Annotated in this window: 11 protein-coding genes; 9 read left to right on the top strand and 2 right to left on the bottom strand. The window is 68.4% G+C overall.

Going from position 1 to position 12,433, the window contains the following annotated elements:
• Positions 1 to 10: 10 nt before the first annotated feature.
• Entirely contained in the window at positions 11 to 1,519 is a 1,509-nt protein-coding gene (locus B7K24_RS00070; protein WP_084127794.1) for a polysaccharide pyruvyl transferase family protein, read from the bottom strand.
• A gap of 188 nt (positions 1,520 to 1,707) precedes the next feature.
• On the opposite strand from B7K24_RS00070, the gene B7K24_RS00065 reads away from it, so the two are divergent.
• The 9 genes from B7K24_RS00065 to B7K24_RS00025 all read left to right on the top strand — a co-directional run bounded on the left by B7K24_RS00065 (position 1,708) and on the right by B7K24_RS00025 (position 11,159).
• Complete coding sequence (locus B7K24_RS00065) at positions 1,708 to 2,883, top strand: ROK family transcriptional regulator (RefSeq protein WP_084127793.1); 1,176 nt, start codon at positions 1,708 to 1,710, stop codon at positions 2,881 to 2,883.
• A gap of 71 nt (positions 2,884 to 2,954) precedes the next feature.
• Positions 2,955 to 4,292: an extracellular solute-binding protein gene (locus B7K24_RS00060; protein WP_084127792.1), complete on the top strand. Its 1,338-nt coding sequence runs from the start codon at positions 2,955 to 2,957 to the stop codon at positions 4,290 to 4,292.
• 123 nt (positions 4,293 to 4,415) lie between these two features.
• The gene (locus B7K24_RS00055) at positions 4,416 to 5,378 is read left to right on the top strand and encodes a carbohydrate ABC transporter permease (protein WP_084127791.1); all 963 of its coding nucleotides are present in this window, start codon (positions 4,416 to 4,418) and stop codon (positions 5,376 to 5,378) included.
• 1 nt (position 5,379) lies between these two features.
• Positions 5,380 to 6,225: a carbohydrate ABC transporter permease gene (locus B7K24_RS00050; RefSeq protein ID WP_084127790.1), complete on the top strand. Its 846-nt coding sequence runs from the start codon at positions 5,380 to 5,382 to the stop codon at positions 6,223 to 6,225.
• Positions 6,222 to 7,658 carry a beta-N-acetylhexosaminidase gene (nagZ, locus tag B7K24_RS00045; protein WP_084127789.1) on the top strand — a complete coding sequence of 479 codons (1,437 nt, stop codon included), beginning with the start codon at positions 6,222 to 6,224 and terminating at the stop codon, positions 7,656 to 7,658. The genes B7K24_RS00050 and nagZ overlap by 4 nt, the downstream gene beginning before the upstream one ends.
• Positions 7,655 to 8,560, top strand: a complete 906-nt coding sequence (locus tag B7K24_RS00040) for an ROK family protein (RefSeq protein WP_234986497.1) — start codon at positions 7,655 to 7,657, stop codon at positions 8,558 to 8,560. The genes nagZ and B7K24_RS00040 overlap by 4 nt, the downstream gene beginning before the upstream one ends.
• On the top strand, positions 8,553 to 9,335 hold the full coding sequence (locus B7K24_RS00035; RefSeq protein WP_084127788.1) for a glucosamine-6-phosphate deaminase: 783 nt from the start codon (positions 8,553 to 8,555) through the stop codon (positions 9,333 to 9,335). The genes B7K24_RS00040 and B7K24_RS00035 overlap by 8 nt, the downstream gene beginning before the upstream one ends.
• A 9-nt stretch (positions 9,336 to 9,344) precedes the next feature.
• Positions 9,345 to 10,220: an N-acetylglucosamine-6-phosphate deacetylase gene (locus B7K24_RS00030; protein ID WP_084127787.1), complete on the top strand. Its 876-nt coding sequence runs from the start codon at positions 9,345 to 9,347 to the stop codon at positions 10,218 to 10,220.
• 51 nt (positions 10,221 to 10,271) lie between these two features.
• Positions 10,272 to 11,159, top strand: a complete 888-nt coding sequence (locus tag B7K24_RS00025) for a glycosyltransferase family 2 protein (protein ID WP_084127786.1) — start codon at positions 10,272 to 10,274, stop codon at positions 11,157 to 11,159.
• Here B7K24_RS00025 and B7K24_RS00020 read toward each other — a convergent pair.
• A complete protein-coding gene (locus B7K24_RS00020; protein WP_159449082.1) occupies positions 11,156 to 12,265 on the bottom strand; it encodes an S-layer homology domain-containing protein in 1,110 nt (369 codons plus the stop codon). The genes B7K24_RS00025 and B7K24_RS00020 overlap by 4 nt on opposite strands.
• Between the last annotated feature and the right edge of the window lie 168 nt (positions 12,266 to 12,433).

The raw sequence follows: 12,433 nt of genomic DNA, 5'->3' as shown, positions 1-12,433 counted from the left end.
CTCCTTGTCGTCAGGGTGAGGTCGATTTTACCGGCGACCCGGCGAGACGCTCACGGAACCTCCCCACGGCATCGGCCATGCGTACGGACTTGCGGCGACGGTATCGGCGCGCGGCGCGCGCCTCAGAAAGCAGCTCGGGCACCTGAGCATGCGCGGGCGCGAACCTACGTGCCTCGGATTCCCACATCGCCGCCCGCTCAATCTGCTCCGTGTACCCGTCGTAGAGGGGAAACGAGGCCTCGTTTGCTGCAGACCACGCTCCATCGGGGATGTACACCGCGGCTCGCGGGAGCTGCCCCGGCGAGACCCACGGCTTGCCGCGCATCGAGTCGACGATCGCGTCCCACCAGCGGCCCTGATAGTCGAGGGCGACGTGGCGGACTCCGGCGAGGTGGGCCCGCACGGCGCCCGCGTTTTCGATGAGTTCACCGAACGCCTCGGCAGCGAGGTCGAGGGATTCGGTGGACAGGACGTAGCGCTCGAGGCCGACGTTGCGCATCGCACCACGCATGCGCACGGACGAGTAATACGACGGCGCGATGCACCCCGCTGGCGTCCCCACGGCAGGCGCGAACACGGCCGGGTGGTAGCGGGTCGACAGTGAAAGCGTGGCGCGCTCGACAAGGGCGACGTCCTGTCGCGCGGTCAGCAGGGGTAGCGCCGCTACCCGTCCGCTGGTCGAGTAGTCGACGATGGCGCGGTTGCTGTCCTGGTCGCGCGTGGTGCGCTCGGGAGAGAACGATCCCGCGTGGGGCGCAAGAACGACGTCGATGTCATGACGACGGACCAGCTCGTCGCACAGCCGCGCCATCGCGCGGTAGTACGTCGCGGCGTCGGGGAACGTGGTGCCCGGTCCGTTTGAGAACGATGCGGCGACGTACCTGTCCGGCAAGCCAAAAGACTCGACGGCCTCGCGGGCGGGAGCGTCGGCGCGCAGCACCGCCGCGTCGTCGAGCGTGTGCACCACGCGCGACGGGTCCTCGGCCAGTCCCGACACCAGGGCGTGCGTCATAGCCTCGCGTGCGCCAAAAGAGGTCGCGTAGGCGGCGATCTCCGCCACCATCGCACGGTCGTCGTCGGTCAGTGTGGGGCCGACGGTCTGGCTCGTGACGTACAACGGGGTGCCAAAGTGCGCCGCGACGCGGGTGAGCGCAACGCGCTCGTACAGGTGATGACTGTGCGCGGCGTTCATGTTGCCGCCGCCGGCGATCACCACCGCGTCGGCATCACGCACCGCGGTGTACACGGTGCCGCGAGTGAACTCGCCTGCGGCAAGGGTGGCGTCGACCGTGCGCAGGTGACCGGCGTTGCCATCACGCGACCAACGACCATTGAAGCCTAGGCGGGGGACCGCGGGAAGCCCGTAGAACGCTGAGGCAACGTCCGCGTCGCCGGCGATGAGGGTGATGCCGTCGACACCGCGTTCGCGGAGCATGTCGATGGCGGCCTCGGTCATGGCCTCATCGCCCAGGTGATAGAGGTATTTCCAGCCAATATCGCCGATGACGACGACGTTCATAGCGGCCGGTTTCGCGGGTCGTATGCGTGCATCAGCCCACGGTAGGCGCGATGCCCGCGCGGCATCCGCGCGTTCATCGGAACGTCAGGAGATGGTCACCGCTTGGAAAGTCACGACTCGGTAACAGTGAAAATCGAAACGTTCCGACCCCTTGCGGAGAGTTGGTTAGTAACCTTTACTAACTAACTATGACGACGCAGGAGACGCAGCACAAGCCCGGGACGGCGGCACCCCGCCCCGTCCGCGCGGGCACCGCGAGGCCCACCTCGCGCCTGCGCCCCGAGCACGCCCGCCGTCACAACCGCGCGCTCGTCCTCCAGGCCTTGTACCGTGCCGAGGGCCTGTCCCGCGCGGACCTCGCCCGCGAGGTGGGGCTCACCCGCGTCACCATCTCGGACCTGGTTGCCGACCTCATCGCCGAAGACCTCGTCATCGAGCTGGGCCTGCGCCCCGACTCTCGCCCAGGCAAGCCCGCGACGCTGCTCGACATCAACCGCAAGGGCTTCTCCATCGTCGGGCTCGACCTGTCGAACAACTCGGCCTTCCGCGGGGTCCTCACGGACCTCGACGGCACCGTGGTGGAACGCTCCGAGGTCCCCGTCCGGGGCGTGACTGGCGACGCCGCGGTCCAAGCCGTCTACGACCTGCTCGACGACCTCCTAGCCCGTGCGTCGGCGCCCGTCATCGGCATCGGCGTCGGCAGCCCCGGTCTGGTGGATCTCGACGGCGCCGTCGTCTCGGCCCCCAACCTCGACTGGCACGACCTGCCGCTCCAGCAGCTCATCGCCGAGCGTTACGACCTGCCGACCCAGGTGGCGAACGACGCCAATATTGCGGCCCAGGGCGAGCGTGCGTTTGGTGGCGCGAGCGCGGACATGATGCTCATCCGCATTGGCCGTGGTCTCGGTGCCGGTCTCGTCGTCGGCGGGAACCTCGTGCACGGCTCCGGTTTCGCCGCGGGCGAGATCGGCCACGTCGTCGTCGGCACGGATGGTGGTGCCGACTGCGCGTGCGGCAAGGCGGGTTGCCTCGAGACGTGGCTGGCTTCGCCGCGTCTTGAGGCAAACATCTCGCAGGCGGCCGATGCGTCGGCCAAGGCGGCCGTCCTGCGTGAAGCGGGGGAGCGGCTTGGCATTGCGCTCGGCCCCGTCGTCGGCGCTCTCAACCTCGGCGAGGTCGTCCTCGCCGGTCCACATGATCTTCTCGCCGGGGACCTCCTCGAGGCCACGGCCGAGACGCTCCGCAGTCGCACCATGGGCGAGGTCCATGGCTCGCTCACGCTGCGGATGACCGCCCTGGGGCGCGACATCGTCGTGCTCGGAGCAGTCGTCACCGTCCTCACCGGACAACTGGGGATCTCATGAACCCAGGCACCACCCACGACGTGACTTCCCATGAGTCACGGACGGCACACACAACAGAAGGAAGAAGCACTATGAAGAAGATGACGCTTGGGGTGACGGCATTCGCCGCTGCCTCTGCCATCGTTCTCGCCGGATGCTCCTCGTCCGGTTCCGAGGGCGAAGAGAGCGCGGAGCCTACGAGCTCGGCCACGACCGGCACCGAGACCTCCGACGCCACCGCGCAGGACATCACCCTGTGGCTCATGGGCACCGACACCCCCGACCCGCTGATCGAGTTCCTCAAGACCGAGTACACCGAGGTCAACGGAGGCGCCCTCACCGTTGAGCAGATCGGCTGGGGCGACGCGATCGCGTCGCTCACCACCGCGCTGCCCGACTCGGAGAACACCCCCGACGTCACCGAGGTCGGCAACACCCAGTCCGCGACGTTCACCACGGTGGGTGCCTTCATGGACATCACGGACATGTACGAAGAGCTGGGTGGCGACTCGCTGCTGCAGGGCTTCGTCGAGGCCGGTGCGGTGGGCGACAAGAACTACGCGCTGCCGTACTACTTCGGTTCGCGCATGGCGTGGTACCGCAAGGATCTATACGAGGCGGGCGGCGTGTCCGTGCCCACCACCCTTGCCGAGGTGACCGAGGTCAACGCGTCGCTCAAGGAGCAGGGCGTGGGCGGCTTCTACGTGCCCGGCCAGGACTGGCGCGACGGCATCTCCTGGATCTTCGCCAACGGCGGCGAGATCGCGACGTATGACGGCTCCGAGTGGGCCGGCGCGCTCGCCACGCCCGAGTCGATCGAAGGCATGGAGCAGTGGCAGGAACTGTTCGAGACCGCCTCGGTGGCGCAGGTCACCGATGACGACTCGACGGCATACGAGGCCATCAACGATGGCTTCCTGTCGGGCACCCCCGCCGCCACGACGATGGCTCCCAACTGGGCCTACTGGTCGCTCGGTGACATCGCCGAGAACGACGAGGGCGAGCAGGTCGCCACATGGAACGACGAGAAGTTCGGCGCCTTCGTGCTTCCCGGCGTCGACGGTGGCGTGGCCCCGGTGTTCGCCGGTGGTTCGAACATTGGTATCTCTGCCGCCACGCAGAACCCCGAGGGCTCCAAGGACCTGATGCGCATCATCTTCGGCGACGAGTACCAGACCATGCTCGCCGAGAACGGTCTTGGCCCGGCCAACCTCGACTACGCCGACACCTACACCGAGGTCGCCGCGATGGGCGACATCGCCCTCGAGGCTGCCGAGTCGGCCAAGCTCACCCCGGCCGCGCCGGGCTGGGCCGCCATCGAGGAGGCGAAGATCATGGAGCAGTACTTCGCCGCTGTCGCCGAGGGCGGCGACGTGACCGCGCTGGCCACGGAGTACGACGCCAAGCTCAACGAGCTCATTAACGGCTGACACATCCCCAACTGACGGCTTGCCGTCATCCGCGTGGGCCCGGGCGCCGATCCCTGGCGTCCGGGCCCACGCGCGCTCCGTGCCCCCGGACATCCCCCTCAGCTCAACCTCAGAGGCACCCTCATGACTTCTCCCGCGACCGCGCCCGCCGTCGTCGACGCGCCCACGCCGCGCAGCGACGCACCCCGCGCCGCCAAGCCGCGCAGCGTGCGCGCGCTCCCGTACCTGCTCGTGACCCCCGCGGTCCTGGCTCTTTTGGTGGGCCTTGGCTATCCGCTGTACTGGCAGGTCACCAACTCCTTCAAGGAGTACGGACTCGCCCAGCAGTTCGGCCAGGCCCCCGAATGGGTTGGCCTCGCCAACTACGTCGAGCTGCTCACCGGCTCCCAGTTCTGGGCCGTCTTGTTGAAGTCCGTCGCCTTCATGGCGGTCACCGCCCTCGTCACCATGGCGCTCGGCATCGGCCTCGCGCTCGCGATGAAGGCCGTCAACCGCTGGGCGCGACTGAGCCTCCAGGTCGCGATGCTGCTCGCATGGGCCATGCCGATCGTCGCCCAGATGACCGTCTGGAACTGGCTCATCGACTCACGCAACGGCGTCCTGAACTACGTCCTCAGCCTCCTGCCCGGCGTGGACATGATCGGCCATAACTGGCTGGTCAACCCGTGGAGCTTCTTCGCCGTCGCATCGGTCATCATCACGTGGGCGGCCGTGCCCTTCGTCGCCCTGTCGGTGTACGCGGGCCTCACGCAGGTGTCCGGCGAGGTCACCGAGGCGGCGCAGCTCGACGGTGCCAGCGGCTTCCAGATGCTTCGACGCATCACCCTGCCCATCATTCGACCTATCCTCGTGATCCTGCTGCTCCTGCAGATGATCTGGGACCTGCGCGTGTACGCCCAGATCGAGCTGCTGCAGGGCTTCGGCGCCGCGGGCGATAAGTACGACCTGCTGGGCACCTATATCTACGGCCTCGGCATTGGCCAGGGACACTTCGGCGTGGCTGCGGCCGCCGCCATGATCGTGATGGTCTTCACCATCGGGCTGTCCTGGTTCTACGTGCGCGAACTGCTCAAGGAGGACAACTGAGATGACCCGCCGTCACTCCCTCGGCCGTCGCATCGGCTCCGTCGCCATCTTCGCCGTCGCCCTCCTGTGGGCGTTCCCGGTCTATTGGATGATCAACTCGTCGTTCCAGTCGGCCCCCACCATCTCCGCCCTCGAGCCCACCTGGCTGCCGTTTGGTGGCACGTGGCGTAACTACTCCGCGGTGCTCGACGGCTCGTCGGGCTTTGGTCAGGCGATGCGGATGTCGCTCATGATCACGGCGCTGTCTCTCGTGGTGTGTATCGTCTTCGCCTTTCTGGGCGCCCTCGCGATCTCGCGCTTCAAGTTCCGCGGCCGCAAGTCCTTCGTGCTCGCCATCATCATCGTGCAGATGCTGCCGGCCGAGGCCATGTTCATCGCGCAGTACAAGATGATCGCGGGGCTCAACCTGCTCAACACGGTCATCGGCGTCTCGGTGATCTACATCGCGAGCGTCATCCCGTTCACGGTGTGGATGCTGCGCGGCTTCGTCGCTGGCGTTCCCGCCGACCTCGAGGAGGCCGCGATGGTGGACGGCTGCACCAGGTTCGGCGCGTTCATGCGGGTGACGTTCCCGCTGCTGGCGCCCGGCCTGGTCGCGTCCGGCGTCTACGCCTTCATCCAGGTGTGGAACGAATTCGCGCTCGCCTCCGTGCTGCTCACCTCGGACTCCTCCGAGACCTTGCCGCTATGGCTGCGAGGCTTCGCGGAGCCGTCGACGCTCGGCATGATCGAGTGGGGCCAGGTCATGGCCGGCTCGGTGCTGGTTGCGGTGCCCGTCATCATCTTCTTCCTCATCGTGCAGAACCGGATGACCTCCGGCCTCGTCGGAGGGGCGGTGAAGGGATGACCGCCGTCAACCCGCTGGCCGTGCTCATGCCCGGCTTCGAGGGACCGACGCTTCCCGAGTGGGTCGCGCGCCGCCTCAGCGAAGGCATGGGTGGTGTGTGCCTGTTCGCGACCAACGTCGAGTCGCCGTCGCAGCTGAGAGAACTCACCGCCGCGATCCGTGAGGCCAACCCGCGTGCGGTCATCTCGATCGACGAGGAGGGCGGCGACGTCTCGCGCCTCTACCAGGCTCAGGGTTCGCCGTTCCCCGGCAACGCCCTGCTGGGTCGGCTCGACGACCCGGCCATCACCCGCGCTGTGGGCGCCCAGGTGGGCTGGGAATTGCGCGAGGTCGGTGTGAACCTCACCCTCGCGCCCGACGTCGACATCAACACGAACGTCGCCAACCCCGTCATTGGAGTGCGCTCGTTCGGCGCGACGCCCGAGCTGGTCGCAGCCCACGGCGTGGCATGGACCGAGGGCGTGCAATCCACCGGTGTGGCCGCGAACGCGAAGCACTTCCCGGGCCACGGCGACACCGCCCAGGACTCGCACGTGTCGCTGCCCACCGTGGATGCGGACCTTGCGACCCTGCGTGAACGCGAGTTCCTGCCGTTCCAGGCGGCGATCGACGCCGGTGTGGCGAGCCTCATGAGCTCGCACATCATGGTGCCCGCGATCGACGCGGAGAACCCCGCGACCTTCTCTCACGCGATACTCACCGATCTGTTGCGCGGCGAGATGGGCTTCGACGGCGCGATCGTCTCGGACGCCCTCGACATGGTCGGTGCCTCGGGCGAGATCGGCATCCCCGCCGCGGCCGCCCGCGCGCTCGCGGCCGGCTGCGACCTGCTGTGCATCGGCACTAAGAACACCGATGCCCAGATGAGCGAGATCGTCGCGGCCATCGAGGCCGCGCTCGAGGCGGGCACGCTGTCGGGCGAGCGACTTCAGGATGCCAGCCGTCGCATCGGCCGTCTGGTGGATACGACCCTCGACGCGCCCGAGGTTCCCGCACATCTCACTCGCGGAGCGATCCCCGGGCTCGACACCACGGCCCTCAGGGCCGGCTTCCAGATGGCCGATGCCGTGGCCGCCCGGCTCTCCCAGGTGACACCGGGTGACGTGGCGTGGGTGAGGCTCGAGCCGGCCGCCAATATCGCGGTAGGACCCTCGCCGTGGGGTCCGTTTGCGAGCGGCGTGACGGCCGATGCCGTGGTCTCGCCTGACAGTGGGCTCGGCTCGTGGAGCCCGGCGCCGAAACAGACCGTGATCGTGGTGGGCAAGGACAACCACCGCCACGCGTGGGCACGCGAGGCCATCGACGCGCTTCGTCGATTCGACCCCATCGTTGTCGACATGGGGTGGCCCGACCTCACAGCGCCCTATGCCGACATTGCGACCTTCGGAGCCTCGCGCTTTGCCGGCCAGGCCCTCATTGAGGTGCTCGCATGAGCGGCGTGCGCATCGGCGTCGACATCGGCGGCACCAAGGTCGACGCGATCGCCGTGGACGAGCGCCTGCAGGTGCTGCATCGCCACCGCGTGCCGGTCGAGAAGGGTCCGGCCGGTGTGGTGCGCTCCGCGCAGGCCGCCGTCGAGGTGGTCGCCCGCAAGTGCGCGGTCGACGTCGCCGACACGCTGAGCGTGGGTGTGGGCATCCCCGGCGCGGTGAGCGGGGGAGTGGTCCGTCACGCGCTGAACCTCGACCTCGACGAGATCGACCTCGCCGCCGCCCTGGCTGACGTGTGGGGTCGGCCCGTGCAGGTCGAGAACGACGTCAATGCCGCGGCCGTGGGCGCGTGGCGCCTGGTCGGGACCGACGCACGCTCGGTCGCCTACCTCAACCTCGGAACCGGGCTCGCTGCGGGGATCATCCTCGACGGTCAGCTGTGGCGGGGTGCCCGTGGAACCTCGGGCGAGGTAGGCCACATTTCGATCGATCCGGCTGGACCGCTGGATGGCGAGGGCAATCCCGGTGGGCTCGAGACGTACGCGTCCGGCTCGGGGATTGTGCGCCAGTGGGGCGACCCGACCGTGGAGGCTCGGGAGGTGATGGCGCTCGCGGCGAAGGGCGACCCGCGCGCGCAGGAGATCCGAGCGGGGCTGTTCTTCGGCGTGGCCCACGCGATTCGTGTGCTGGTGCTGGCGTACGACGTCGAGGAGGTCATCGTGGGTGGCGGCCTCACCGGCATGGGCGACGCCCTGCTCGATGGCACCGCCGGTGTGCTGCGCGAGTGGGCCGAGGGCTCGCGCTTCCTCGCCTCGCTCGAGCTCGCGCAGCGCACGCGCATTCTTGAAGGACATCGACCCGTCGCAGCCATCGGCGCGGCGCTGCTGGGAGTGACCCATGGCTGAAGTGCTCATTGTCGAATCGCCTGAGGCGGCCGGTGCACTGGTCGCCGACCACATCGCGGGGCGGGTCGCGGCCGAACCCACCTTCACGTTGGGCGTCGCGACCGGGTCCACCCCGCTGCCCGTGTACCGCGCACTCGCTGGCCACGCCGCCGACGGCCTGGATTTCTCCCGGGTGAGCGCCTTTGCGCTGGACGAGTATGTCGGCATCGACGTGGCCCACCCCGAGAGCTATCACTCGGTGATCGCGCGCGAGGTCACGGAGCCGCTCGGGCTCGACCCCGCGTTGGTGCACGTGCCGGACGGCACGGGGTCTGACGTGGCGACCGCCGGCGCGCGTTACGAGGAGGCGCTGACGTCGCATGGCGGTGTGGACCTGCAGCTCTTGGGCATCGGCACCGACGGGCATATCGCGTTCAACGAGCCCGGATCGTCGTTCGGTTCGCTGACCCGCGTCAAGACGCTCACGGAGCAGACCCGGCTCGACAACGCGCGCTTCTTCGACTCGCTCGACGAGGTGCCGATCCACTGCGTGACGCAGGGCCTCGGGACCATTCTGCGCGCGCGCCACCTGGTGTTGCTCGCGTTCGGGGCGGGCAAGGCGGAGGCGCTCGCGGCCTCGGTCGAGGGGCCCGTGAGTGCGGGGATGCCGGGCTCGGCGATCCAGCTGCACCCCCACGTGACGGTGGTCGTCGACGAGGCGGCCGCTTCCGCGCTGGCCCACGCCGACTACTACCGGTACGCGCAGGCCCACAAGCCCGCCTGGCAGCACCTCTAGGGTCGTCTCATGGTGATGCTGACGGATCTGCACGGCCACGGCGGTGGAGGGCACTCGTTTGGCGAGACGGTCGAGGGCACCCTCGTCGCCGCGGCGGCTCACCGCGCGGCGGGGACCTCGGCGATGGTGGCCTCGCTCGTGTCGCTGCCGCTCGATGTGACCGCGCATGCGATGGACGTGGTGCGTCAGGCCATGGACGCCGATTCCTCCCTCCTGGGCGTCCACCTCGAGGGGCCGTTCCTGTCGCCGGCGCGCAAGGGCGCGCACGCGCCGGAGAACCTCATCGATCCATCTGAGGTCGCCGTCTCGCGGCTCCTCGAGGACGGTGACGGCATCATCCGCCAGATCACCATCGCGCCCGAGCTCCCCGGCGCGCTCGACGCCATCGAGCGCTTCGCCGAGGCCGGCGTCATTGTCGCGGTGGGACACACGGAGGCCGATGCCGCGCTTTCCCGGGCAGCGTTCGACAGGGGTGCGACGCTCCTCACCCATGGGTTCAACGCGATGCGGGGGATCGTGGGCCGCGAGATCGGTCCCGTGGGGGCGGCGCTGGACGACGAGCGCGTGTTCATCGAGCTCATCGCGGACGGTATCCACGTCGACCCGGCTTTGATCGCGGCGGTGTTCCGTGCCGCGCCCGGCCGCGTCGTGTTGGTGACCGATGCGATGGCGGCCGCCTGCGCGGCCGACGGCTCGTACGTGCTGGGCTCGCTCGACGTCGAGGTGCGCGACGGCAAGGCGGTGCTCGCCGGGACGGACACGATTGCGGGTTCGACGCTCACCCTCGCGCGCGCCGTGGAGGTGTGCGTCACGGCGGGGGTGCCCCGTAGGGAGGCGGAGGCTGCGGCATCGGCCATCCCCCGAGCCCTGCTCGGGCTGGACTGACGGCCGGGCGAAAAGCCAGCCACGGCATCGGCCCCCCGTACACTTCTCCTTATGCCTTCTCCCGCCGCGCCCGACTTTGGCGTCGTGATTCTCACGATGGGCAAGCGGCGCAAGCGGCTGGTTCGAGCCATCGAGTCCGTGCTCAAGCAGCGCGACGTGACCACGGACATTCTGGTGGTCGGCAACGGATGGGACCCCGCATCCTTCGAGAAGCTGCCCTCGGTGGTGCGCACGCTGGCCCTGCCCGAGAACCTCGGTATCCCCGCGGGTCGCAACGCGGGCGTGTCCCACGTGGACGGCGAACTGATCTTCTTCCTCGACGACGACGCCGAGGTGGTCGACGACGACTTCCTGTCCGAGGTGCTCTCGCGTTTCGAGGACGACCGCGGGCTGGGCGCGTTGCAGGGGCGGGTGTTTGACCCGAAGGGCAAGGGCTCACCGTCGCGCTGGGTGCCGCGGCTGGGATCGCGCCCCGTCGACGCGCCGTTTGCGGCGTTCTCCCTGTGGGAAGGCGCGGTGGCGATCCGGCGCGACGTGCTGGTAGCGGCGGGGATGTGGCCCGGAGACTTCTTCTACGCGCACGAGGGCATTGAACTCGCCTGGCGCGTATGGGAGCAGCGCAAGAAGGTCATCTACGACCCCGAGCTGCGCATCTACCACCCCGTCAAGAAGCCCACCCGTCACGCGGACTACTACCGACTGTCCGCGCGCAATCGCGTGTGGGTGGCGCGGCGCAACCTGCCGGCTCCTTTGTCGGTGGTGTACGCGTCCGTGTGGGCCCTGGCGCAGGTGGCGCGGTCGGTGCCGCGATTCCATGGGCTGCGGCCGTGGTTTGGCGGGTTCCGTGAAGGGTGGCGCTCGTGCCCGCGGGACCAGAAGAGGATGTCCTGGAGGACGGTGTTCTATATCGCTCGCAAGGGGCGATTGTTGGTGGTTTAGCTTCGGGGGATCGCTCCGACGTCCTGAGACCATGTCCACGTTCCGCATCCTCGGGACCAGATGCCGTCGGTCACGATGACCTTCGGAGAGCGGCCCGCACCGTCGTGAAGCTCGGAATCCGGAGCATCGCGGAAATTGGCGTAGGTTACCCACACGCAGTTGCTGCCACCGGGCGCGGTATAGACGCCGGGTCCGATGTCGTATCCCACGAGGTGATCGCCGCGGCCAAAGCTCTCCCCGTGGGGGTTGGTGACGCGCAGTTCTCTCCATGGTGTGCAGCCGTCCGTTGAGAAGGACGTGTCGGCGGAGGTGATTTCAACGATGGATGGACCGAAGTCGCTCGCAGCCCAACTAGAGGTTCCCGCGGGGCGGTGGTCGCTTGCAGGTACATCGCGGTGCTCCCACACGCACTCGCCTCCGCTGCGGGGCGATGTGGTGTAGATGCCGGGGGCGACCTCGCCGCGGCCCGTCCCCACGGCGTAGAAGCCGTCGTGCGGCATGACGGCGTATCCCCGGTACATGAACGCCGCCACCGCCTCTCGCGTGACAGCGGCAGTGGGGCGGAATGTGCCGTCCGCGAACCCGGTCGTCATGCCTGTGCTCGCGAGCCACGTGATCTCTTTATAGAACTTCGCGCTTGGCTTCACGTCGGAGAAAGGCGAACGTGCGGGCGCAGTGAACCGCGGGCTGCCCTCGAAGCGGTACAGGAATGCGGCGACGGCTTCGCGCGAGATGTCTTCGTCGGGGTGGAAGAACCCGTCAGCGAACCCGCGCGTGATTCCCGCCTCACTCACCCACCAGATCTCGCGGAAGAACTGATGGCCAGTAGGCACATCCCGCCACCAGGGAAGGGCGGTGCGGTCCGGGTACGGCTCTCCCGCAAGCCGGTACACAAACGCGGCGAACGCTTCGCGAGTGATGTGATCGCGCGGGCGAAAGTCGCCGTCAGAGTAGCCCGTCGTGATGTGTTGCTGAGCGAGCCAATCGATCTCCGTCGCGAACTGGTGCGAGGGAGGCACGTCAGGGAACTGAAGTGCCGCGTGTGCTGCGGGCGCGGCAGTCGTCATCGTCACCGCCGCGACCAATGCCGCGACGAGCGCGGACACGCCGAAGCGCCTCGCGCGGGCGCCGTGGCGTCCCGGTGTTTCTCGATCCTGACGCGCGGCCATAGTCATCCCCCTCGTAAGCCGGTGCCAACGTTATCAGTCGCGGTATCGGATCGCGGGTCACCACCTCGACGATGTCGACGCACCTGGTCAAGAGTCCACCTGCGG

Origin of the sequence: Demequina sp. NBRC 110055, assembly GCF_002090135.1 — a bacterium.
Classification (GTDB): Bacteria; Actinomycetota; Actinomycetes; order Actinomycetales; family Demequinaceae; genus Demequina.
The sequence above is the reverse complement of the archived record's forward strand: the minus strand, read 5'-3'. Positions and strand labels throughout refer to the sequence as shown.